This window comes from Cobetia sp. 4B (assembly GCF_018831605.1).
GTDB classification, from domain to species: Bacteria; Pseudomonadota; Gammaproteobacteria; order Pseudomonadales; family Halomonadaceae; genus Cobetia; species Cobetia amphilecti.
The window spans coordinates 196,712-219,288 of sequence record NZ_CP059843.1 but is presented as its reverse complement, the minus strand read 5'-3'; the positions used below and the strand labels follow the sequence as shown (position 1 = coordinate 219,288).

Genomic DNA, 22,577 nt, shown 5'->3' with positions numbered 1-22,577 from the left:
TCTGCTCGCGCCATGGTCGACGCCATGGCCTGGGCTCAAACGGCAGCACGCCAGCCCCGAGGAGCTGGCGTGCCGGTCTTGCTGCGAAAGGAGCGCGTGATCAGTTGAACAGCCCCTGAATCGCGCCCTTCAGCTTGTCGCTGGCGCCTTCGCCCAGCTTGTCGTCGATCTTCTTGCGGGTATCTTCGTCGAGCTTCTCATCCAGCTTCTCGCTGACCTTCTCGCCCGCCTTGCGCTTGGCTTCATCCTTGGCCAGTTCCGCTGCGGCACTCTGGAAGCCTTTCTGATCGAAGCCACACCACTCGCCCGGCTCACCGCTCAGGTTGCCCTGACACTGCACCGGGAAGCGCAGCTTGATCAGACGCGGATTGACCTCACAGGCCGCGTCATCCGCGCCCTCGATGAAGCGCGCCGCCACGTTGTAGTCGAAGGCCTCGGTCGGCAGGTTGAGCTGGCCCTTGCCGTCCAGCGCGATGCCCGGGATCGCCAGGGCGAGATCCTGATTGCTGATCACGCCATTGGTGACCGTGAAGCTGCCCTGAGCGCGCTCCAGCGGCGTATTGGCCTTCCATTCACGTGAGGAGGTCTTGCCACTCAGCGTCGCCACGGCAGTGCACATCTCCCTGGAGATATTGACGTCGAGCACCTCGCCATTGCGAATCTCGAAGTTGCCCTTGCCGTTCAGATTGCGCTTGATGCTGTCGATCTGATTGGTGCTGGTGGTGTAGTCACCATTGAGCGTCAGGCGACCGCGCAGGATGTCCTTCTGCTCCGGCGCCAGCGCCTTGAGGAACGGCGCGATATCCAGATTGGTCAGCTTCTCGCCGAAGCTCATGCTCAGCGGTGTCTTGCGGCTGTCGATGCGTGCATTGGCCGCCAGCGAGCCGCCATAGAGGCTGGCCGTCAGGCTATCGAGCTGCTGTACGCCCGGCTGACCGGACAGCTTGGCGGTCACCTTGCTCATCTCGAGACCCGAGGCGATCAGTGTGCCGATATCCAGCTGCCCCTGAAGACCCAGCGTCTTGAGCAATGCCACCGGCAGCAGCTCCGCGTCACCATCGGCCGCATAGACCGGCGCGATCACGCCCGCCGTGAGCGCTTCCCCCAGGCTTGCCGTCTTCTCGTCTGCGCCCGCCGGTGCCAGGTAGTCATCGAGATTGAGCGCGTCGACATCCAGATCGAAGGTGATCTGCGAGGCATCGAAGGACGAGCCGAGGCGCCCGTTGATGGTGGTGTCATCCAGCGCCATCACCAGGTTGGTCAGCTGCACCTGCGACATGTCGCCCTTGAACGGGCTGGAGAAGGCCAGCGAGGTCAGCGCGCTGCTCTTGGCAGTCTGCGGCGCTTCCATGCCGACACGCGTCATCCACGCCTTGGGCGACAGCGGTGCCAGCTTGAACTGGCCGGAATAGCTGAGCGCATCGCCGGTGATGTCCTTGGCCTTGAGCGCCCCGCTGAGGCGCAGGTCACTGCCGGAGGTCAGCAGCAGGTTCTCGAGATTCGCCGTGCCCGCCGCCAGGTCCGCTTCGGCACCGAAGGTGGCTTTCAGCGGCAGGGCCTTGTCACCCAGCGCGGCCTGATGGAGCGTCGCGTCCAGCTCGGCGCCATCGGCCAGATACAGCTGCTTGTCGGTGTCCAGCGTCAGGGTATCGATGTCCAGCGCCACGCTCTGATCCTTGTCACCCAGCGACGGCATGCGCGTGGTGGTATCCAGGCTCACGCCGGACAGCACATGACGGCCGCCCTGCAGGTCCAGCGCCACCTTGCCATCGAGGCTGACGGTGCTCTGAAGCTCCGGCTCACGCCCATCGGCCACGAACGACAGCTCGACCGGGAAGGCCTTGTCGGGGCTGACGTTGGAGGACGTCAACGCCACATCGTTGAGCGTCATGTCGAGTCCGCTGGCCGCGTCCTGATAGGCGATCTGACCATTGGTGACCTGCACCGAGGCGATATCGAGATTGACCGCCATGCTGCCGGCGCCATTCTGCACCGACGGCGTCGTGTCATCCGCCAGCGCCACACCGGCGCTCTTGGCCGGCGGCAGCGCTTCATCCGCCGCGCCACTGTCGGCGGCCGTCGCCGCATGCTCGAGCAGGCTTTCCCAGTTGCCACGCCCCTGTGCATCACGCTCGAGCGCCAGCTTGAGGCCGTCGAGGAAGACGCCTTCGACTTCGACCTCACCGCTCAGCAGTGGCGTGAAGGACACGCCGACTTCCGCGCGGGTAAAGGAGGCAAACGGTGACTGGTCACGTTCCTGCTCCGGCAGCCAGGCTTCGGCGTCCTCGACACTGACGCCGAGACGCGGATAGAAGGACCAGTCCAGCGGGCCGTTCAGGGCCAGTTCCAGCCCCGCCTGGTCCTTGACCGCCTTGACCAGTCGCGGCTTGAGATCATTCGGATCGAGGAAGGTGGTGACATAGATCACCCCTGCCACGACCACCAACGCCAGTACTCCGACGATGGCCAGCAAGGCTCTGAACAGTGCTTTCATCTGCGTCCTCCCTTTGACACGATGAGAATTGCTACGGTGCCCTCACTCCAGAGGGCAGCACATGGAATGGCGCTGGGGACTCGTGGCATCAGGCGATGCCTTTTCTCCCGCTCATCATCTAGCTCGAGCGCTGCGCGCCATCCTCCCGCACAGCGAGACAGCCTCAAGACAGAAATGATGATGACACAGCCGGTGGACAGGTCGCGTTGACGTCAGTTCCGCATCCGGCAACGACCGGGTTCACTCCTGCGCCAGCACGAAGCCGTCGCGGGCGGGGTCTCGCACATAGCCCAGACGTGATACCAGCAGCTCGTCGGCCAGGGTCAATCCCTGACTCGGCACGACCAGCAGACGCTGGGCACTGGCCGCTTCCAGTGACAGCAGCGCCATCAGGCGCGTACCGACACCGCGTCGACGCGTGCTCTTGCGCACGCAGCAATGGCTGATCTTCCAGGCATCGCCTTCATCCTCGCAGAGTAGCGCGCCGATATGACGATCGTTGAAGAAGGCGCTGCAGAAGCGGTGTCCCGCGGCGAGATTGGCCTGAATGAAGTCATCCGGGGCGAGCGGGAGACGCTCACTGGGGGCTTCGTGATAGATACGCGACAGATCGATACGGACTTGCTCATCGGTTTGCCAGCGTGCGTGATCGATCATCTGAAGAGTGACCGGCATGGTGAGATCCTCGCCCGCGATATGAATGCCCGCCATTGTAGCGGATGCCATTGTCCTTTCTCTATAATGACGGGTCGGGCAGGCACAAAGACGACGCGCCTGCCGCCGATCAAGCGCCCCGCCGACGGCTCTCTGCCGTCGTCAATGCCCTGATCACGATTTCGATTGCGACATCACATGACAATAACCACATGATGCGCACTTCCCGGCCGGACTGGACACACGCCTCTCTTACCAAAGGCCCCAGACTGCGCCCAGACCCCATCGACCCCGAAGCCGCTGATGGCGTCACCGACCGCTGGAGAGACATCATGGTAGAGCGTATCGCCGAAGTTCATCGCAACACCTCGGAAACCAAGATCCGGGTCCGCATCAATCTGGACGGTGAAGGCAAGCTGAGCGCCAACACTGGCGTGCCCTTCCTCGAACACATGATGGACCAGATCGCCCGTCACGGCGTGATCGACATCGAGGTCGACTGCGATGGCGACCTGCATATCGATGACCACCACACCGTCGAGGACATCGGCATCACCCTGGGTCAGGCCTTCGCGCAGGCGCTGGGCAACAAGGCCGGCATTCGCCGTTACGGCCATGCCTACGTGCCGCTGGATGAAGCCCTGTCTCGCGTGGTGATCGACTTCTCCGGTCGTCCGGGCCTGTTCATGCAGTGCGAGTTCACCCGCGGCAACATCGGTCGCTTCGATACCCAGCTGTTCTGGGAATTCTTCCAGGGCTTCGTCAATCACGCTGGCGCCACCCTGCATATCGACAACCTCAAGGGCTTCAATGCCCACCACCAGGCCGAGACCATCTTCAAGGCCTTCGGTCGTGCCGTGCGCATGGCAGTGGAAGAGGACGAGCGCATGGGAGGCCGTATCGCCTCCACCAAGGGCTCGCTGTAAACGAATGATCCGGGCGCCAGACGCCTGACATCCAGCGCCGGAGCCTGCCTCCGGCCTTCGGGAGAAAGACATGACGATTGCCGTCATCGACTATGGCATGGGCAACCTGCACTCCGTCGCCAAGGCGCTTGAGCACGTGGCCGACGAGAATGTCGTGATCACCAGCGACCCGCGCGCCATCCGCGGTGCCACTCGCGTGGTGCTGCCCGGTCAGGGCGCCATCCGTGACTGCATGGGCGAGCTTGAACGCGCCGAGCTGCGCGGTCTGGTCGGCGAGCTGCTGAGCAACCACAGCAAGCCGCTGCTGGGCGTGTGCGTCGGTCAGCAGATGCTGATGGAGCGCAGCGAAGAGAACGGTGGCATCGATTGCCTCGCCTACTTCAAGGGCGACGTGAAACGCTTCGATGACCAGCAGCTGGACGAGCACGGCCAGCGCCTCAAGGTGCCGCACATGGGCTGGAACCATGTCGCGCACACCCAGGGCCACGCGCTGTGGGAGGGCATCGAGGACAACTCGCGCTTCTACTTCGTGCACAGCTTCTATGTGTCGGCCAGCGAGCGCTCCAAGGTCTACGGTGCCACGCGCTACGCCGGTGCCGAGGCGCACGTCGCCATCGGTGAGGGCAGCCTGTTCGCGGTGCAGTTCCACCCGGAGAAGAGCGCGGCCGCCGGCCTCAAGCTGCTCGAGAATTTCGTCCGCTGGCAGCCCTGAAGGCTCGCCCGCGTGACCCTCGGCGTCTGTCTCGCGTGACGGACGCCGATACATCCGCCTTCGATATACCGACGACAATACAGGCGTGCCCAGACACGCCGAGAGGACACCCGACATGCTGGTAATCCCCGCGATCGATCTCAAGGACGGTCAGTGCGTACGCCTGAAGCAAGGCCGCATGGAAGACTCCACCAACTACGGCGATGACCCGCTGGCCATGGCCGCGCGCTGGGTCGAGGCCGGTGGCCGTCGTCTGCATCTGGTCGATCTCAACGGTGCCTTCGAAGGCAAGCCGGTCAATGGCGACGCCGTGACACGCATCGCCCGCGCCTACCCGGAGCTGCCGATCCAGATCGGTGGTGGCATCCGTGATGCCGCGACCATCGAGCACTATCTGGAAGCCGGCGTCGGTCAGGTCATCATCGGCACCAAGGCCGTGAAGGAACCGGCCTTCGTCGCCGAGATGTGCCGCGCCTTCCCGGGCCGCATCATCGTCGGTCTCGATGCGCGTGACGGCTTCGTGGCCACCGATGGCTGGGCTGAAGTCTCCACCATCAAGGCCACCGAGCTGGCCAAGCGCTTCGCCAACGACGGCGTGTCCTCCATCGTCTACACCGACATCGCCCGCGACGGCATGATGCAGGGCGTCAACATCGAAGCCACCGTGGCACTGGCCCGCGAAGGCGGTATCCCGGTGATCGCGTCCGGCGGCGTGACCAACCTGGATGACATCCGTGGCCTGGCCGAAGTGGCCGATCAGGGCATCCTCGGTGCCATCACCGGCCGCGCCATCTATGAAGGCAGCCTGGACATCGCCGAAGCGCAGGCGCTGTCCGACTCCATCACCGGCCGCAAGGCCTGAGGGGAGCGATCATGGCACTCGCCAAACGCATCATCCCGTGTCTGGACGTCGACGCCGGTCGTGTCGTGAAGGGCGTCAACTTCGTCGGTATCCGCGATGCCGGTGACCCGGTCGAGGTCGCCAAGCGCTACAACGAGCAAGGCGCCGACGAGATCACCTTCCTCGACATCACCGCCAGCGTCGACAACCGTGGCACCACGGTCGACATGGTGTCGCGCATCGCCGGTGAGGTGTTCATCCCGCTGACGGTGGGTGGCGGCATCCGCACCTGTGAAGACATTCGCACCATGCTGAACGCCGGCGCGGACAAGGTCTCGATCAACACCGCGGCCGTGTTCAACCCGGACTTCGTGCGTGAAGCCGCGGAACGCTTCGGCAGCCAGTGCATCGTGGTCGCCATCGACGCCAAGCGCGTCAGCCAGGACGGCGAGACACCGCGCTGGGAGATCTTCACCCACGGTGGCCGCAAGCCGACCGGACTCGACGCCGTCGAGTGGGCGAAGAAGATGGTCGAGCTGGGCGCCGGTGAACTGCTGCTGACCAGCATGGACCGCGATGGCACCAAGGCCGGTTTCGATCTCGGTGTGACACGCGCCATCTCCGACGCCGTCAGCGTGCCGGTGATCGCCTCCGGCGGTGTCGGCACCCTCGACCATCTGGTGGATGGCGTGCTCGAAGGCGGTGCGGATGCGGTGCTGGCCGCCAGCATCTTCCACTTCGCCGAGTACACGATCCCCCAGGCCAAGGCGCATATGGCCGCACGCGGTATCGAGATGCGCCTGTAAGCGCAGCCGCAGGTAGTTCAGGCAGAAACGCGAACGCCGCCATTTCCTCAGGGAATGGCGGCGTTCGTGTCTGCAGAGACGCAACTTCGGTTCAGGCGAGAACAGCGCTCAGACGTAGCCCAGCTTCTTCAGTGGCTTGAGCGCCTGCGCGAGACGCTGGTCGGCAAGCGTCATGATGTCCGCGACCAGATGCTTCTCGGCGGCGGGCAGCATCACGCGCTCCCCGACCCACAGCGCCAGCTCCGCCAGGTCATGTTGATTGCCCAGCCGCGCGGCCGCCTTGTCGAGCAGTTCCGGCTCGCGGCGCCGTCCGTGACTCGGTGACTCGAGCTCCCGCGCGGCTGCCTCACCCAGCGCCTCGTGCGCCAGTGCCAGCTGGAACATGCGGTACTTGACCCACTTGCGCAGCCGGTGAGACGTCTCGATCTCACGCTTGTTGGCCACCTGCGCCGCAAGCTTGCTGATGCGATGACGGCTGAATTCCAGCCCGATGTTGAGCTCCTCCACCGTCAGCAGTGCCGCCTGCCAGGCCGCCCGCTCTTCGCTCAGCAGCGTCTCGAGCGGCGCGTGATCCAGCTCGCCTTCGGGCTCGCTCAGCGCGGCACTGGTCAGCCCCGGACGCAGCGCATCCAGCAGGCGCTGACTGCGCTCATCCACCCAGGCGTAGGCGCGACCATGCGTCTTGCGCAGCATGTGCGCCTCGCGCGGCCCGGCCAATGCCTTGGCGACGGCGCGCGGACGCGCCTGATGCTCACTCACCGCCGACTTGCCCAGCGACTCGCGCCGCAGTTGCCACCAGCCGCGCAGCTGCTTGCAGTCGACGCGCAGCGCATGCACATCCGCCGCGCTCAGCGTCGGCTGCGCGAGACGCTCACGCATGGCGTCCAGACGCGTCTGAATCACGCCATTCAGCGCTGCGTTCATCGGAGAAGAATCCTGCTGACGGCTGTCGCTCATCTGTCTCTCCAACAACGGCTGGCCAGTCATCACTGGCACCAGGATGGCCCGAATCGGGCCGCTCAGTCCTGCAAGGATAGCCCGAGATTGCTGACATCTTCATTGCGGCCCAATTGCTTGAGCGCGCGCCAGTCATCGCGGGACAGCTGCGGGGCTTCGACGCTCTCCAGCACGGCGTCCTGGAAGTCACGCTCATCGATCATCAACGGATGTTCGCGAATCATGGCTTCCAGCGCTTCCTGCTCGATGCCCTCGCCGGCCTGCAGGTCGATCAGCGCGCGCACGCCATCGGCGGACAGACGGCTGATCTTGAGCGCGGCTTCCGGCTCTTCGCTGATCAGCACATCGATGCAGGCGGTCAGCGCCATCACGGCCTCCAGTGCGCGGCGCGCGCCGAAGCTGTCATCGTCCTCGGCGGGCTCGAAGGCGGTGACCTTCTCGGCCTGCAGCGAGAAATCGATCTTGGCATCGCGCACGCGCAGCTGCTCCCAGACGAGATCCAGCAGCTTGCGCAGCTCACGCGTGGTGTCCAGCGCGCTGGCCGTGCCATTGGCTTCGGCGTAGAAGCCGGCATTGGGCAGGAGTCGCTCGGTCAGCGCTGCCATGAAGGCAGTACGGCGCACGGGGGCCAGCGCATCAAGGCGCGCACGGAAACCGGATACAGGCTGAGTCATGACGGCTCTATTCTCACTTCACTATTCAATATGCGGCGTTCGCGCTGGCGTATTGGCTCCGCCAGCCGCGATGTCACCGGAGGTCGCTATAGGGTATGCGATAGGATAGGCGAAAGGGTAGCGCCCGCGCGTGGCCGGATGAACGCGACCCTGCTCGAGCGCTGCCGTGCCGGGGCATGCCTCAGGGCCACAGGCACTCCGTCGGCACGCGGCCGGCACCATCGAACAGGATGCCTTCGCTGCGCAGCTTTTCCCGCTGGCGCACTGCCCCGCCGTGCTCGGTGACCTTGAGCGAGGCATTGATCACGCGATGCCACGGCAACTGATGGCCATCCGGCAGGTGACGCATCGCCGAGCCGACCATGCGCGCGCTGGCGCCATCGGTCATCTTGGCGATACGCCCGTAGGTGGTGATGCGCCCTTCGGGAATCTGCGCCACCACGGTGTAGATCTGTTCGAGCAGTTCGGCCCGCATGCGGTTCTCTCCTTGTCGTGTCGCGGCTGGTTCGCCTGGGTGCAGGTACTGAGATTTAGGTTCTGAGATGCAGGTACAGAGATGTCGACACTGGGGACTTTACGCTGACATGGCGCTCACGCATGATGAAGCCATGCATCTTTACTTCATACATCAGGGGCAACTCCCTGACACTGAACCAGATTCAGCCGCCGATACCGCAACGCTAGCGCATGACTGGCAGAGTCCGCTACGCCTCAAGGACTGGCTTTCCGGCATGGGGCACAGCTTCAACACCAGCTTCCCGCTGGCAGGAGAAGCGTTGCCGGGCATCGATGACTTTCATGCGCTGGTGGTGCTGGATGGTCCGCAACGCCTGTCGAGCGCCGCACAACCACCCTCGCCCGCCGAACAGCAGTCGCTGCGCCTGCAGCGCAAGTTGATTCGGCGCACGCTTAACAGCAATCGCCCGCTGCTGGGGATTGGCCTGGGGGCGCGACTGATCGCCGAGCAGATGGGGGCGATCGTCTCGTCCGCCGTGGTGCCGCAGCGTCGCTGGGCCACGCTGACGCGCAGCAACGAGTGCCCGCTGGGGCTACCCGCCGAGTTCGAGGCCTTGATGTGGCATGAGGAGATCTGCGGACTGCCGGAAGACTGCGAGCTGCTGGCCAGCAGCGAGCATACGCCAGTGGCCGGCTTCAGCTGGGATGAGGGTCGCGTGGTGGCGCTCAACTTCCATCCGCACATGGATGCGGCGGCCACGCAGGACCGCCTTGCCCACCATCCCGCGCCCCTGGAGGGCAATGGCGTGCAGTCACGCGAGGCGTTGCTGGAGGACCCGAAGCGCTTTGATCGTCAGGCGGCCCTGCTGGACCGCCTGCTGGTGGACTGGCTGAATGCGTGAGCGCTGACCGGCGCTCGTGAGGGATATCAGCGCTGCCAGCGGTGATTGGCGCTCCACTCACGCGCGAAGGCAAGGCTGTTGTCCCAGTCGCCGACGTGCAGGAAGGTACGCTCGTGCTTCTCGAGCTGATAGCGGTACATCGGGTCGTAATACTCGCTGAGCAGCGGCGCCAGCCAGCCTTCATGGGCAATGGGGTTGCCGCGCTTGTGCTCCTGGAAGGCGATGTCCTGCATGCGCACCAGACGAGCAAGGCGTGCACTGCCCAGGCGCTTGCGCAGACGCAGCAGCGCCTGACGCAGCTGGCGCTGCATCAGGGTCCAGCCGAGAAAGTCACCATAGTGGCGACTGTAGGTGGACCACAGCCCCTCGATATAGTCCTTCTGAATCTGCACGACTCGCCAATCCAGCGGCATTTCGACGCGGATCAACGGTGCCTGCTCCATCGCGCGCCAGGTGGCGAGCGGAATGTTGACGCTGCCGATGAAGCGCGACTCGTCCTCCATGATGGTCGGCGCTTCATCCTCAAGCGTGAGCATCTCGGCGGCGATGCGGTGCTCGAAGTCGATCTGGCTCGGCGCCGGGAAGGGATGGCGGCCGAAGGCCGAACCCTTGTGGCGCGCACAGCCTTCCAGGTCGATGCCATTGTCCAGCGCATGGATCAGCTCGGTCTTGGCGCAGCCGGTCAGCCCGCCGATCAACAGCATCGGGGCCTGCTCGGCACGCTCATCGATATGCTGACAGAGCTGCTGACGCATGGCCTTCCAGCCGCCCTCGATGCGCGGACGCTCGATCCCCGCTTCCTGCAACCACTGCTGACTGAGCTGGGAACGCATGCCGCCGCGGAAGCAATAGAGAATCGCGTCAGGGTGCCGCTCGACGTGCTCGACCCAGGCGCGGATACGTGCGCGCTTGATCCCGCCGCTGACCAGTTGATGGCCAAGATGTACCGCCGATTCCGGGCCGACCTGCTTGTACTGCACCCCGACGCGATGACGCTCCTCATCATCCATCAGCGGCAGATTGACGGCACCCGGCAAGGCACCAGCGGCGAATTCGACCGGCGCGCGCACATCGATCAACGGACGGCCGTCGCGAATCAGGTCGCAGCTGGCCGCCACGGTGGGCAAACTCATGGGCATCTCTCGGCAGACAGAACAGGATTGAGGCAATGGGCGGCAACTGGCTGACTGGCCGCACCATCAAGGGGCCATATTCTAGCGCAAGCGTGCAGCCGCCCCCAGCCTTGTGCTTTCACGCCAACGGTGGCGTCAGGCGCACCCCCTGCCCCGGCCCGATCCCGGCCGGGCCGAACAGCTGACAATCTGGGCAGGCAGCGGGTTGATCACCGTGGGCACGATGCGCCTCGGCGACCGAGTCGCGCAGCGAGGCAATCGCCGCCTCGGCGGTATGGAAGTAGTTCTCACGCCCCATGCGCTCGAGGAAGCCACCGCGCTCCATCACTTCCAGCGCGTACATGCGAAAGCCGCACATGCTGAGACTGCCGCCGGCATCGCGCAGGCGACGTTGCTCGATCTCGAGCATCTCGGCACCCGCGATATCGATGAAGTTGCAGCCGGTGCCCAACAGAATGACGTGCTTGCCGGTATAGCGCGCCAGCTTGCGCTGGACGTGGTCGACCGCCCCGAAGAACAGCGAACCATCCACACGCAGAATCACCACTTCCCGGCACTGGGCCAGCTGATAACGCTCGGCATTGCGCACGCCAAGCTCCGGGTGCTCCGGGTCTGGCGCCATCTCGACCAGACGGGGCCGTGAGGTGCGGTTCAGATACAGCACCAGCGAGACCAGCACCCCGGCGAAGATGGCGAACTCCAGCGGCAACAGCAGAGTAGCGAGGAAGGTGATCACCAGCACCACCGCCTCTTCGCGGCTGACGGCCAGAATCTGACGGATATGACCGACTTCGATCAGGTTGGCGGCGATCACCATGATCAGGCCTGCCATCGCAGGCAACGGCAGCCACGCGGTCACGTCAGGCACCAGCAGCAGTACCGCCAGCACGATCAGCGCCGCCACCACCACCGACAGCGGGGTGCGGGCGCCGGCATCATAGTTGGCGCCGGAGCGCGTGAAGGAGCCGGAACCGGCAAAGCACGAGAAGAAACTGCCCGCCAGATTCGACAAGCCCTGGCCGATGAACTCCTGGTTGCCGTCGATACGCTGATGCGAGCGCACGCCGATGGCACGCGCGATGGAGACTGCCTCGATCAAGCCGAGCACCGCCAGCGCGAAGGCCGCCCCGCCCAGCGAGCGCAGGGTGTCAAAGCCCAGCGGCGGCAGGGAAAACGGCGGCAGGCTGCCGGACAGGGCGCCGACCATCGGGATACCTGCCGCGCTGCCGCCGAGCAATGCCGCGACACCACAACCGACGGCCATCGCCACCAGCATCCACGGCAGTTTGCGATTCAGCCGCCGAACCAGCACGGCCGTGAGCAAGGTGCTGAGTCCCGTGATCAACGTGGCCCACGAGGTATCGCCCAGATGCCCGAGCAGCGCCCACCAGGTGCCGAGAAAGCTCGAGGCATCGCCAAGCGCGATGCCGAACAGGTGCTTGAGCTGACTGGTGGCGATCAAGACCCCGGCGCCGGCGGTGAAGCCGATCACCACCGTGTGTGAGATGAAATTGACCAGCGCTCCCATGCGCATCAGCCCCAACGACAGCTGGATGATGCCGACCATGCAGGTCAGCGCCAGCACCAGCGGCAGGTATTCGGGACTGCCCGGCGCGGCCAGGGTCGAGACGGTGCCGAACACCACCATCGAGATCGCCGCGGCCGGGCCACTGACCATATGCCGCGAACTGCCGAACAGACCGGCGATGATCGCCACCACGATGGCGGCATACAGCCCATGCGCCGGTGGCAGGCCGGCGATCAACGCATAGGCCACCCCCTGGGGCAGCACCAGCACCGCGCCACTCAGGCCCGCGATCAGGTCAGAACGCGCATCCCCGGGCGACAGCTGACGCATCCAGCCGAGAAAGGGCAACAGTCGCGACAGGCGATAGGCCGCGGCACTGGTGTGCTCGGGCCCCTCTGCCGTCTCGGTAGATTCGGGAGATTCGGGGGGCGGCGAGGAAGGAGGCGGAGTATCAGCGGACAAGAAGTATCTCCGTGGCGAGGCAGGAAAGAAGTCGTCAGCCGGTAGCCGCAATGCCCCTGAACGTACTCGGGACAGGCTTGAAACCAGCGGTGATAAGTCTATCGCTGAAATCACTAATGAAACAGGGCCGCCACATGCTCGACAGCGACCTGTGACCTTGCGGTCCTTTCCCTAGAAAGAGATATGTTGAAGAGAGACGATGAAGAGACATGATCACGGAACACAGAGACGAGACACGATAACGAGACACGATAACGAGACACGAAGAGAGACGAGAAGACACGGCGCTGGCCATGCCGCGCCCGAGCAGTGACAATACCCGTTCCTGACACCGCTGCGGACCCTGACGCCATGACCACCGACGCTACGCCGACCGATACCACGACTCCCGAGACGGCGGGTGGCTATACCCCGCCGCTGGATGCCAGCGAAGCCGAGGCCATCGACGCCACGCGCCAGTGGGTCGAGACGCACATCATCGCCGACAATCTGTGCCCGTTTGCCGCGCGCGAGATGGCACGCAACAGCATCCAGTATGCCGTGGTGCCCGGAGCAGGGCTCGAGCGCAGCCTGCAGGCACTCGGCGACGAGCTGCTGAACCTGGACGCCAATCGCGACGCCGAGACGACGCTGGTGATCTTCAAGGACGGCTTCCGCGACTTCGATACCTACCTCGAGCTGCTCGACTACGCCGAGGCGCTGCTCGAGATGCAGGACTACGAAGGCATCTATCAGCTGGCCAGCTTCCACCCGGAATACGTGTTCGAGGATACCGAGGAAGACGACGCGGCCAACTACACCAACCGCTCGCCCTACCCGATGCTGCACCTGCTGCGCGAAAGCTCGGTCGAAGCCGCCATCAATGCCTACGCAGGCGATGTCGAAGAGGTGCCGGGGCGCAATGAAGAACTGATGCGCGAGCGCGGTGTCGAGCTCCTGGTCTCACGCCTCAAGGCCTGTGCTCACGCTGCCCGTCAGGCTGACAAGCAGGACTGACAAGCAGGACTGACAAGCAGGACTGAGCTTCGTGCTCGGAGAAAACTCCATACGAACAAGGCCAGCCGCGAGGCTGGCCTTGTTCGTTGTATGCTACATCACACCACGATGTCCCCGTGCGGCAGGCTCACGCGGTAGGCGCAGATGTCACAGGGCTTCCAGCGCCTGGGACAGCTTGTCGACCGCCACGATGGTCATGCCCTTGGGCGGATTCTTGGGGGCATTGCCCTTGGGCACGATAGCGCGCGTAAAGCCATGCTTGGCGGCCTCGACGATGCGCTCCTGGCCACTCGGCACCGGACGGATCTCGCCGGACAGCCCCACCTCGCCGAACACCACCAGCTCGCGCGGCAGCGGACGGTTCTGCAGGCTGGAGACCACCGCACACAGCACCGCGAGGTCGGCGCTGGTCTCGAGCACCTTGACCCCGCCGACCACATTCAGGAAGACATCTTGATCGCCTGTGAACAGGCCGCCATGCTTGTTGAGCACTGCCAGCAGCATCGACAGGCGATTGCCGTCCAGACCGACGGCGACACGGCGTGGATTGCCCAGCGGCGAGTCATCCAGCAAGGCCTGCACTTCGATCAGGATCGGTCGCGTGCCCTCCCACACCACCATCACCAGACTGCCGGAGGATTGCTCCTCGCTGCGCGACAGGAAGATCGCGCTGGGGTTCTTCACCTCCTTCAAGCCCAGCTCGACCATGGCGAACACGCCCAGCTCGTTGACCGCGCCGAAGCGGTTCTTCTGGCCACGCAGCGTGCGGAAGCGCGAATCACCATCGCCCTCCAGCAGCAGGGAGGCGTCGATCATGTGCTCCAGCACCTTGGGTCCGGCCAGTGAGCCGTCCTTGGTCACGTGGCCGACCAGCAGCAGCACGGTATTGGTTCGCTTGGCGAAGCGGGTCAGCGCGGCGGCAGACTCACGCACCTGCGAGACACCCCCCGGCGCGGATGACAGATCCTCCAGATGCATGGTCTGGATGGAGTCGATGATCAGCACCTCGGGCTTCTCGCGCTCGGCGGTGGCCAGAATCGTCTCGACGCTGGTCTCGGCCAGCATCTTGAGCCCCTGGGTCGGCAGCTGCAGACGATGGGCGCGCATCGCCACCTGCGACAGCGATTCCTCGCCAGTGACATAGAGTGAGCGCTTGTGCTGGGCGAGCTTGCAGGCGGTCTGCAGCAGCAGCGTCGACTTGCCGGCCCCCGGGTGGCCACCGAGCAACACGGCGGAACCCGGCACCAGCCCGCCACCCAGCACGCGGTCGAACTCGCCGAAGGTCGAGGAGAAGCGCGGCACTTCGGCCAGCGAGACATTGGAAAGATCGGTCACGTTGTCGCTGAGCGTGCCGGCGTAGCCGCCCCGCCCATTGCTGGCGCTACGCGCGGCACCACCGGCGACGGCTCCCGCAGCGGGGGCGGCGCCGGGCAATACCGTGGCGCCGACGCGGATTTCCTGCAGGGTGTTCCACTCGCGGCAGCCGCTGCACTGGCCCTGCCACTTCGAGAATTCGCTACCGCATTCGGTACATACGAAGGCGCTCTTTGCTTTCGCCATCAGACAATCCTGTCGGGAAGAAATGATTCTCGGCGCCGCGGCGGAGTGTCGTCAGCCGTGGATTTCCAACGGCCAGACACAAGGAAGGCGGCTTGCGCCGCCTTCCTTGTGCTCACGATCGCCTTGTGGCGCACGGCACGCTTACTGGCGCTTGAGGCGCAGTGTCTCACCGTTCTGGAAGCGACGCTTCTGCGGGTCGACCAGCTCCAGGGTCTGGGCATCCAGACGCAGGAAGTAGTAGGTCTGGCCTTCGCCGTCCGGCGTCAGCTCATAGACGGTCGCGTTCGGGTCCGTCACGGTGCCGGACAGCACGTCCCACTGGCCTTCGTAATGCTCTGGATCCGGCTGCTGCGGATGATCACGATAGGTGGCATCGAGACTGAAGGTACGCTCATCCTGGGCTGCCTCTTCGGCACCCTTGAGGCGTACATCGAGGTCAATGCCCGTGCAACGACGACACGGCAGGGTGCCCTTGTAGACGGCAACCTGCTCGCTGGCTGTCTCGGTGGCGCTGTTGTCAGCGGCACCGTCATTGGTCTGGGCCGTTGATGCGCACCCGGCGAGACCGACCATCAGCGCGGCTCCCACCATCAGAGTCCTGATCTGCATTGAATCCTCCTTAAGGCGATGACTCGATAGCAGCATCAGCGCTATCGACGGCGAGCGGTCTACCCGCTTTGGCAGGCAGCCCGCTCACAAGCTTCCATGCTCAAGAATAGCGGGTATCCGCCCCGAGAGGCCACCCCCGATGGCGTTTATCGAACACCATTCGCTAAATCGTGTCGGCCTCAGCCGCGGCGATCATGGCCATTGTCGAGAAACGGATAGTCGGTGTAACCCTTGGCGCCACCACCGTAGAAGGTGTCCGGGTCCTGTTCGTTGAGTTCAGCGCCGAGGCGAATGCGCTCGACCAGGTCCGGGTTGGCGATATACGGGCGCCCGATGGCGACGGCATCCGCGATGCCCTCATCGATGATGCGTGCCGCGCTCTCACCGTCGTAATGGCCGCAGAAGATCAGCGCGCCCGTGACGCGCTCGCGCAGGGCACGACGGAAGTCATCGCTGAACTTGATATCGCCACCGGCCCAGTCCGGCTCGTTGACGTGCACATAGGCGATGCCACGTCTGGAGAGCTGCTCGGCCATGTAGAAGGCCATTTCTTCCGGCTCGTCATCGGTCAGACCGAAGATCTCGATGAAGGGCGTCAGGCGGATGCCGGTACGCTCAGGGCCGAAGACTTCGGCGACGGCATCGACGACTTCCAGCGTCAGACGCGCACGGTTCTCGACCGAGCCACCGTACTGGTCAGTGCGCTGATTGGTGCCGGTGGCCATGAACTGGTTGAGCAGATAGGCGTTGGCGGCGTGCACCTCGATCATGTCGAAGCCGGCACGCTTGGCACGCACGGCGGCCTGACGATAGTCCTCGATCAGCTGGGGGATCTCGTCCGTCTCCAGGGCGCGCGGCGTACCGGTGGGGTGACGTCCGCTGGTGCCGTCCTCGAACTCGACAAAGCACTGGGCGCCTTCACCACGCAGGGCGCTCGGCGCGACCGGCTGCTGGCCGTCCGGCTGCACCATCTCATGCGAGACACGCCCGACGTGCCACAGCTGCAGCGCCATGCGTCCGCCCTTGGCGTGCACCGCCTGGACGACGCCCTTCCAGCCCGCTTCCTGCTCATCGGTCCAGATGCCCGGCGTGTAGACATAGCCACGTGCGGTGGGCGAGATGTTGGTCGCCTCGCTGATGATCAGGCCGGCACCGGCACGCTGACCGTAATAGGCCTGCTGAAGCTCACCGGGCACGCTGTCGGGGGTACGAGCACGTGTCAGCGGTGCCATCAGGATGCGGTTGGGCAGGGTCAGATCACCGAGCTTGACCGGATCGAGCAGGGTGTCAGCGTACGGGGCATTGGTGTTGGCAGTCATCGGGACTCCTTGAATTGCAGGACTTCACCCAGCGTCCTCACCGTGCAAGGTCGCACGAGCTGGGCAAGCATGCCTATGACATGCGGCACACCACGCGCTGCTTCAAGCACGCACATCGCACGAGAATAATGCTGGCATGGCAACAATGGGCGAGGCCCGCCGTGCGGCCACTCCTGGGCTTCTTTCAACACCCCCCTCGATAGACCTTCGCAACAGACCTTCGCAACAGCCTCCAATCACCGCTCCAATGCCCCTCATGACTCACTCAGAGCGCATGCCGGTGCTTGTACCGCGACGATCCAGCGGGCAACATGAAAAGCATCCATGACACGGGTCATGCACTGTCACCAGCGGCGAGAAATCATGAGCAAGTACTGGAGCCCCCAGGTCCACGACCTGACCCCCTACGTCCCCGGCGAACAACCGCGTGAGCAGCTGATCAAGCTGAACACCAACGAGAACCCCTACCCGCCGGCGCCCGCCGTGGAGCAGACGCTGCGCGAGTTCAATGCCTCTGATCTGCGCCGCTACCCGGACCCGAGCTCCAGCTCGCTGCGCGCCGCCCTGGCCGATACCTTCCATGTGGCCGCCGAGGAAGTCTTCGTCGGCAATGGCTCCGATGAGGTGCTGGCGCTGGCCTTCCAGGCATTCTTCCGTCAGGACAAGCCGCTGCTGCTGCCCACCATCAGCTACAGCTTCTACCCGGTCTACTGCCGCATGTATGGCATCGAGTCGCGCAGCATCGCGCTGACCGACAACTGGGAAGTCGACCTGGAAGCCTTCGGCAACGACAATGGCGGCATCATCTTCGCCAACCCCAACGCCCCGACAGGGCATGGCCATGGCCGCAAGGCGATTGCCGCGCTGCTGGAGCGCAATCCGCGGAGCGTGGTACTGGTCGACGAGGCCTACGTGGACTTCGGTGGCGAAAGCGCCATCCCGCTGATTCATCAGTATCCGAATCTGGTCGTGACGGGCACTTTCTCGAAGTCGCGCAGCCTGGCGGGCATTCGTCTTGGCTATGCCGTGGCCTCGCGTGAGCTGATCGAGGGTCTGGAGCGCGTCAAGGACTCCTTCAACTCCTACCCCATCGATCGCCTGGCCGAACAGGTCGGCGTCGCCGCGCTCAGTGATCCCGACTATTTCGATGAGTGCCGCACACGCGTCATCACCACGCGCGAGCAGACGCGCGATCGCATGGCCGCGCTGGGCTTCGAGATCCTGCCCTCGCAGACCAACTTCGTGCTGGCGACTCACCCGACCCACGATGCCGGCAAGCTGTTCATCGGCCTGCGCGAACAGGGCATCCTGGTGCGCCACTTCAACACCGACGCACTGCGTGACTATCTGCGCATCAGCATCGGTACCGATGCCGAAATGGACAGCCTGATCGAAGCCCTGGAAACCCTGTGTCGCTGAGATAGCGCACGGTCTGGCCAGTGATTGCTCCAATCAAAGAAGGCGCCCAGTGGGCGCCTTCTTTGATCAGGATGTCACTCAGGTGCTCGCCGCACGGCCCATCCACACAGCTCATCACACAGCCCGTCGTACCGTTCATCGCACCGAACACTCTGCAGGAGCACAACATGACAACGGACAGTCTCTCCATGGCTTCAGACGCTACCCCGACACCCCGCCTGCCTCTGACGCGGGTGCATCACGTGGCGCTGATCACCGCTGATTACCCTCGCGCCAGGCGCTTCTATCTCGAGGTCATGGATGCGCAGGTGATCAACGAGGCCTATCGTGAGGCCCGCGACAGCTACAAGCTCGACCTGCTCCTGCCGGGCGGTATCCAGCTGGAGCTGTTCTCCTTCCCCTCGCCGCCTGAGCGCCCCAGCTATCCGGAAGCCTGTGGGCTTCGTCACCTGGCGCTGGCGACGGAAGACATCGATACCTGTGTCGAGCTGCTGATCGCGCGTGGCGCCACGCCAGAGCCGATACGTGTCGATGAATACACCGGCGCCCGCTTCACCTTCCTGGCAGACCCTGACGGTACGCCCATCGAACTCTACGAAGTCTCGCCCTGATGTGATGGCGCACTGAAACTTCACTGGCCCTGAAGATAAAAGGCCCCGAAGACAAAGGCCCCTGTCGAGATATCGACAGGGGCCTTCTTGTGTCATGTGCACGTTGCTTGGGCAAAGCTCTTTTCTTTCGCCCACAGCTGATTCGCATGCAGGACTCTCTGCACCACTTTTCTTGAGCACAAAGAGAACCGCCCCTGCAGCATGGCTACAGGGGCGGTTCGGGATAAGTGCCTGACGATGACCTACTCTCACATGGAGAAACTCCACACTACCATCGGCGCTAAGCGGTTTCACTTCCGAGTTCGGCATGGGATCGGGTGGTTCACGCTCGCTATGGTCGTCAGGCGAAACGGTGGCATCTTGCGATGCCTGAGTCTCGAGGCTTTTGGCCTCGCGACTCGCAATATGAATCATGCTGACCGATATGTCTCGATCCTGTCGCAATCCCGGCGTTTGCCGAAGCAAACCCCTTGGGTGTTATATGGTCAAGCCTCACGGGCAATTAGTACTGGTTAGCTCAACACATTGCTGTGCTTCCACACCCAGCCTATCAACCTTGTAGTCTTCAAGGGCCCTTCAGGAGGCGCAAGGCCTCAGGGAAGTCTCATCTTGAAGGGGGCTTCCCGCTTAGATGCTTTCAGCGGTTATCCCGTCCGAACGTAGCTACCGGGCAATGCCATTGGCATGACAACCCGAACACCAGAGGTTCGTCCACTCCGGTCCTCTCGTACTAGGAGCAGCTCTTCTCAAACTTCCGACGCCCACGGCAGATAGGGACCGAACTGTCTCACGACGTTCTAAACCCAGCTCGCGTACCACTTTAAATGGCGAACAGCCATACCCTTGGGACCGACTTCAGCCCCAGGATGTGATGAGCCGACATCGAGGTGCCAAACACCGCCGTCGATGTGAACTCTTGGGCGGTATCAGCCTGTTATCCCCGGAGTACCTTTTATCCGTTGAGCGATGGCCCTTCCATACAGAACCACCGGATCACTAGAACCTACTTTCGTACCTGCTCGACGTGTCTGTCTCGCAGTCAAGCACCCTTATGCTCTTGCACTCAATGCACGATTTCCAACCGTGCTGAGGGTACCTTCGTGCTCCTCCGTTACTCTTTAGGAGGAGACCGCCCCAGTCAAACTACCCACCATACACTGTCCTCGATCCGGATAACGGACCTGAGTTAGAACGCCAATGATGTCAGGCTGGTATTTCAAGGTTGGCTCCACCGCATCTGGCGACGTGGTTTCAAAGCCTCCCAGCTATCCTACACAGACAACATCAGCATCCAGTGTAAAGCTATAGTAAAGGTTCACGGGGTCTTTCCGTCTAGCCGCGGGTACACAGCATCTTCACTGCGATTTCAATTTCACTGAGTCTCGGGTGGAGACAGCGTGGCCATCATTACGCCATTCGTGCAGGTCGGAACTTACCCGACAAGGAATTTCGCTACCTTAGGACCGTTATAGTTACGGCCGCCGTTTACCGGGGCTTCGATCAAGAGCTTCGCGTGAGCTAACCCCATCAATTAACCTTCCGGCACCGGGCAGGCGTCACACCCTATACGTCCGCTTGCGCGTTTGCAGAGTGCTGTGTTTTTAATAAACAGTTGCAGCCACCTGGTATCTTCGACCGGTAAGAGCTTACGGAGCAAGTCCTTCACTCGAACCGGTGCACCTTCTCCCGAAGTTACGGTGCCATTTTGCCTAGTTCCTTCACCCGAGTTCTCTCAAGCGCCTTGGTATTCTCTACCTGACCACCTGTGTCGGTTTGGGGTACGGTCGCATGTGATCTGAAGCTTAGAGGCTTTTCCTGGAAGCGTGGCATCGATGACTTCCTGACCGTGGTCAGTTCGTCTCGCATCTCGACCTCAGAGGAACCGGATTTGCCTGATTCCTCGGCCTACATGCTTTCACCAGGACAACCAACGCCTGGCTCACCTAGCCTTCTTCGTCCCCCCATCGCAACCACATCCGGTACGGGAATATTAACCCGTTTCCCATCGACTACGCGTTTCCGCCTCGCCTTAGGGGCCGACTCACTCTGCTCCGATTAACGTAGAACAGAAAACCTTGGTCTTCCGGCGGGGGAGTTTTTCACTCCCCTTATCGTTACTCATGTCAGCATTCGCACTCGTGATACCTCCAGCAGACTTCTCAATCCACCTTCATTGGCTTACACGACGCTCCTCTACCGCTCATCCATAAGGATGAACCCGTAGCTTCGGTACCTGATTTAGCCCCGTTATATCTTCCGCGCAGGCCGACTCGACTAGTGAGCTATTACGCTTTCTTTAAAGGATGGCTGCTTCTAAGCCAACCTCCTAGCTGTCTGAGCCTTCCCACATCGTTTCCCACTTAATCAGGATTTTGGGACCTTAGCTGACGGTCTGGGTTGTTTCCCTTTTCACAACGGACGTTAGCACCCGCTGTGTGTCTCCCACGCTGCACTCACTGGTATTCGGAGTTTGCCTCGGGTTGGTAAGTCGGGATGACCCCCTAGCCGAAACAGTGCTCTACCCCCAGCGGTGATACGTGAGGCGCTACCTAAATAGCTTTCGAGGAGAACCAGCTATCTCCGGGCTTGATTAGCCTTTCACTCCGATCCACAGCTCATCCCAGCATTTTTCAACATACTTGGGTTCGGGCCTCCAATTGATGTTACTCAATCTTCACCCTGGCCATGGATAGATCGCCCGGTTTCGGGTCTATACCCTGCGACTGGTCGCCCAGTTAAGACTCGGTTTCCCTACGCCTCCCCTATACGGTTAAGCTCGCCACAGAATATAAGTCGCTGACCCATTATACAAAAGGTACGCGGTCACACCACGAAGGTGCTCCCACTGCTTGTACGCATACGGTTTCAGGATCTATTTCACTCCCCTCGCCGGGGTTCTTTTCGCCTTTCCCTCACGGTACTGGTTCACTATCGGTCAGCCAGGAGTATTTAGCCTTGGAGGATGGTCCCCCCATGTTCAGTCAAGGTTTCTCGTGCCCCGACCTACTCGATTTCACGTGACTCAGACTTCGACTACGGGACTATCACCCTGTATCGTCAAGCTTCCCAGCTTGTTCGTCTGTCAGTTGTCACGCTTAAGGGCTGGTCCCCGTTCGCTCGCCGCTACTTGGGGAATCTCGGTTGATTTCTTTTCCTCCGGGTACTTAGATGTTTCAGTTCCCCGGGTTTGCCTCTATAGGTTATGTATTGGCCTATAGATACTCACCTGATGGTGAGTGGGTTTCCCCATTCGGAAATCGTTGGGTCGCAGGGTATTTGCCACCTCGCCAACGCTTATCGCAGGCTATCACGTCCTTCATCGCCTCTGGCTGCCAAGGCATCCACCGTATGCGCTTAATCGCTTGACCATATAACCCCAAGGGGTCTGTCAAGGATTACGAATCTGTCGGACCTCTCCGACATATCGTTTTGATAGACATGCGCTTGGCGCACATATCTATCGTCAGCATGATTCACATTGTTAAAGAGCGGCTGTTCAGAGAACAGTGAGAAGCGCG

General features: G+C 62.7%; 18 protein-coding genes and 2 rRNA genes. 8 read left to right on the top strand and 12 right to left on the bottom strand.

What is annotated here, in order from left to right; genetic code table 11:
• Positions 1–100: 100 nt before the first annotated feature.
• Together H2O77_RS00995 and H2O77_RS00990 are read right to left on the bottom strand one after the other, a co-directional pair.
• Positions 101–2,494, bottom strand: coding sequence for an AsmA family protein (locus H2O77_RS00995; RefSeq protein ID WP_043336713.1), 2,394 nt, complete (start codon positions 2,492–2,494; stop codon positions 101–103).
• A 240-nt stretch (positions 2,495–2,734) separates the two neighbouring features.
• Positions 2,735–3,220, bottom strand: a complete 486-nt coding sequence (locus tag H2O77_RS00990; protein ID WP_225347481.1) for an acetyl-CoA sensor PanZ family protein — start codon at positions 3,218–3,220, stop codon at positions 2,735–2,737.
• 260 nt (positions 3,221–3,480) lie between these two features.
• Between H2O77_RS00990 and hisB the strand changes: the two genes are divergently transcribed.
• The 4 genes from hisB to hisF all read left to right on the top strand — a co-directional run bounded on the left by hisB (position 3,481) and on the right by hisF (position 6,433).
• Positions 3,481–4,074, top strand: coding sequence for an imidazoleglycerol-phosphate dehydratase HisB (gene hisB, locus H2O77_RS00985; protein ID WP_043336716.1), 594 nt, complete (start codon positions 3,481–3,483; stop codon positions 4,072–4,074).
• 70 nt (positions 4,075–4,144) lie between these two features.
• The gene (hisH, locus tag H2O77_RS00980; protein WP_043336718.1) at positions 4,145–4,786 is read left to right on the top strand and encodes an imidazole glycerol phosphate synthase subunit HisH; all 642 of its coding nucleotides are present in this window, start codon (positions 4,145–4,147) and stop codon (positions 4,784–4,786) included.
• Between the two features lie 115 nt (positions 4,787–4,901).
• Positions 4,902–5,648, top strand: a complete 747-nt coding sequence (gene hisA, locus H2O77_RS00975) for a 1-(5-phosphoribosyl)-5-[(5-phosphoribosylamino)methylideneamino]imidazole-4-carboxamide isomerase (protein WP_043336722.1) — start codon at positions 4,902–4,904, stop codon at positions 5,646–5,648.
• Between the two features lie 11 nt (positions 5,649–5,659).
• Positions 5,660–6,433: an imidazole glycerol phosphate synthase subunit HisF gene (gene hisF, locus H2O77_RS00970; RefSeq protein ID WP_043336726.1), complete on the top strand. Its 774-nt coding sequence runs from the start codon at positions 5,660–5,662 to the stop codon at positions 6,431–6,433.
• A 108-nt stretch (positions 6,434–6,541) separates the two neighbouring features.
• On the opposite strand, the gene H2O77_RS00965 is transcribed toward hisF, so the two are convergent.
• The 3 genes from H2O77_RS00965 to H2O77_RS00955 form a co-directional block, all read right to left on the bottom strand.
• Positions 6,542–7,390 carry a CHAD domain-containing protein gene (locus H2O77_RS00965; RefSeq protein ID WP_167333715.1) on the bottom strand — a complete coding sequence of 283 codons (849 nt, stop codon included), beginning with the start codon at positions 7,388–7,390 and terminating at the stop codon, positions 6,542–6,544.
• A 62-nt stretch (positions 7,391–7,452) separates the two neighbouring features.
• Positions 7,453–8,064 (bottom strand): DUF416 family protein, encoded by a 612-nt coding sequence (locus tag H2O77_RS00960; RefSeq protein ID WP_043336733.1) that lies wholly within the window; start codon positions 8,062–8,064, stop codon positions 7,453–7,455.
• 181 nt (positions 8,065–8,245) lie between these two features.
• Positions 8,246–8,539, bottom strand: a complete 294-nt coding sequence (locus H2O77_RS00955; protein WP_043336737.1) for an MGMT family protein — start codon at positions 8,537–8,539, stop codon at positions 8,246–8,248.
• A gap of 133 nt (positions 8,540–8,672) precedes the next feature.
• Here H2O77_RS00955 and H2O77_RS00950 point away from each other — a divergent pair, with 133 nt between their 5' ends.
• Entirely contained in the window at positions 8,673–9,422 is a 750-nt protein-coding gene (locus H2O77_RS00950) for a hypothetical protein (protein ID WP_084589638.1), read from the top strand.
• Positions 9,423–9,448: 26 nt separating this feature from the next.
• Here H2O77_RS00950 and mnmH read toward each other — a convergent pair whose 3' ends face one another.
• Together mnmH and H2O77_RS00940 are read right to left on the bottom strand one after the other, a co-directional pair.
• A complete protein-coding gene (gene mnmH, locus H2O77_RS00945) occupies positions 9,449–10,555 on the bottom strand; it encodes a tRNA 2-selenouridine(34) synthase MnmH (protein ID WP_043336739.1) in 1,107 nt (368 codons plus the stop codon).
• Between the two features lie 118 nt (positions 10,556–10,673).
• Positions 10,674–12,545 (bottom strand): SulP family inorganic anion transporter, encoded by a 1,872-nt coding sequence (locus H2O77_RS00940; protein ID WP_153635077.1) that lies wholly within the window; start codon positions 12,543–12,545, stop codon positions 10,674–10,676.
• A 351-nt stretch (positions 12,546–12,896) separates the two neighbouring features.
• On the opposite strand from H2O77_RS00940, the gene H2O77_RS00935 reads away from it, so the two are divergent.
• Complete coding sequence (locus H2O77_RS00935; RefSeq protein WP_084589637.1) at positions 12,897–13,541, top strand: DUF1415 domain-containing protein; 645 nt, start codon at positions 12,897–12,899, stop codon at positions 13,539–13,541.
• Between the two features lie 147 nt (positions 13,542–13,688).
• Here H2O77_RS00935 and radA read toward each other — a convergent pair whose 3' ends face one another.
• The 3 genes from radA to H2O77_RS00920 form a co-directional block, all read right to left on the bottom strand.
• On the bottom strand, positions 13,689–15,101 hold the full coding sequence (radA, locus tag H2O77_RS00930) for a DNA repair protein RadA (RefSeq protein WP_043336740.1): 1,413 nt from the start codon (positions 15,099–15,101) through the stop codon (positions 13,689–13,691).
• A gap of 141 nt (positions 15,102–15,242) precedes the next feature.
• Complete coding sequence (locus H2O77_RS00925) at positions 15,243–15,710, bottom strand: copper resistance protein NlpE N-terminal domain-containing protein (RefSeq protein ID WP_043336742.1); 468 nt, start codon at positions 15,708–15,710, stop codon at positions 15,243–15,245.
• A 179-nt stretch (positions 15,711–15,889) separates the two neighbouring features.
• Positions 15,890–17,029: an alkene reductase gene (locus H2O77_RS00920; protein ID WP_043336747.1), complete on the bottom strand. Its 1,140-nt coding sequence runs from the start codon at positions 17,027–17,029 to the stop codon at positions 15,890–15,892.
• 363 nt (positions 17,030–17,392) lie between these two features.
• Between H2O77_RS00920 and hisC the strand changes: the two genes are divergently transcribed.
• Both hisC and H2O77_RS00910 read left to right on the top strand, forming a co-directional pair.
• The gene (gene hisC, locus H2O77_RS00915) at positions 17,393–18,448 is read left to right on the top strand and encodes a histidinol-phosphate transaminase (RefSeq protein WP_043336763.1); all 1,056 of its coding nucleotides are present in this window, start codon (positions 17,393–17,395) and stop codon (positions 18,446–18,448) included.
• A gap of 167 nt (positions 18,449–18,615) precedes the next feature.
• Complete coding sequence (locus H2O77_RS00910; protein ID WP_225347480.1) at positions 18,616–19,059, top strand: VOC family protein; 444 nt, start codon at positions 18,616–18,618, stop codon at positions 19,057–19,059.
• Between the two features lie 229 nt (positions 19,060–19,288).
• Here the strand turns inward: H2O77_RS00910 and rrf are convergent.
• Positions 19,289–19,404 (bottom strand): 5S ribosomal RNA (rrf, locus tag H2O77_RS00905).
• Between the two features lie 136 nt (positions 19,405–19,540).
• Positions 19,541–22,427: ribosomal RNA gene (locus tag H2O77_RS00900) — 23S ribosomal RNA — on the bottom strand.
• Positions 22,428–22,577 lie beyond the last annotated feature (150 nt).

Coding starts and splice junctions, on each gene's coding strand:
- H2O77_RS00950 (WP_084589638.1), top strand. CDS start 8,673: ATGCATCTTTACTTCATACATCAGGGGCAACTCCCTGACACTGAACCA.
- H2O77_RS00965 (WP_167333715.1), bottom strand. CDS start 7,390: ATGAGCGACAGCCGTCAGCAGGATTCTTCTCCGATGAACGCAGCGCTG.
- hisH (WP_043336718.1), top strand. CDS start 4,145: ATGACGATTGCCGTCATCGACTATGGCATGGGCAACCTGCACTCCGTC.
- H2O77_RS00925 (WP_043336742.1), bottom strand. CDS start 15,710: ATGCAGATCAGGACTCTGATGGTGGGAGCCGCGCTGATGGTCGGTCTC.
- H2O77_RS00990 (WP_225347481.1), bottom strand. CDS start 3,220: ATGGCATCCGCTACAATGGCGGGCATTCATATCGCGGGCGAGGATCTC.
- hisF (WP_043336726.1), top strand. CDS start 5,660: ATGGCACTCGCCAAACGCATCATCCCGTGTCTGGACGTCGACGCCGGT.
- H2O77_RS00910 (WP_225347480.1), top strand. CDS start 18,616: ATGACAACGGACAGTCTCTCCATGGCTTCAGACGCTACCCCGACACCC.
- H2O77_RS00920 (WP_043336747.1), bottom strand. CDS start 17,029: ATGACTGCCAACACCAATGCCCCGTACGCTGACACCCTGCTCGATCCG.
- mnmH (WP_043336739.1), bottom strand. CDS start 10,555: ATGAGTTTGCCCACCGTGGCGGCCAGCTGCGACCTGATTCGCGACGGC.
- hisB (WP_043336716.1), top strand. CDS start 3,481: ATGGTAGAGCGTATCGCCGAAGTTCATCGCAACACCTCGGAAACCAAG.
- hisC (WP_043336763.1), top strand. CDS start 17,393: ATGAGCAAGTACTGGAGCCCCCAGGTCCACGACCTGACCCCCTACGTC.
- hisA (WP_043336722.1), top strand. CDS start 4,902: ATGCTGGTAATCCCCGCGATCGATCTCAAGGACGGTCAGTGCGTACGC.
- H2O77_RS00995 (WP_043336713.1), bottom strand. CDS start 2,494: ATGAAAGCACTGTTCAGAGCCTTGCTGGCCATCGTCGGAGTACTGGCG.
- H2O77_RS00935 (WP_084589637.1), top strand. CDS start 12,897: ATGACCACCGACGCTACGCCGACCGATACCACGACTCCCGAGACGGCG.
- H2O77_RS00955 (WP_043336737.1), bottom strand. CDS start 8,539: ATGCGGGCCGAACTGCTCGAACAGATCTACACCGTGGTGGCGCAGATT.
- H2O77_RS00960 (WP_043336733.1), bottom strand. CDS start 8,064: ATGACTCAGCCTGTATCCGGTTTCCGTGCGCGCCTTGATGCGCTGGCC.
- radA (WP_043336740.1), bottom strand. CDS start 15,101: ATGGCGAAAGCAAAGAGCGCCTTCGTATGTACCGAATGCGGTAGCGAA.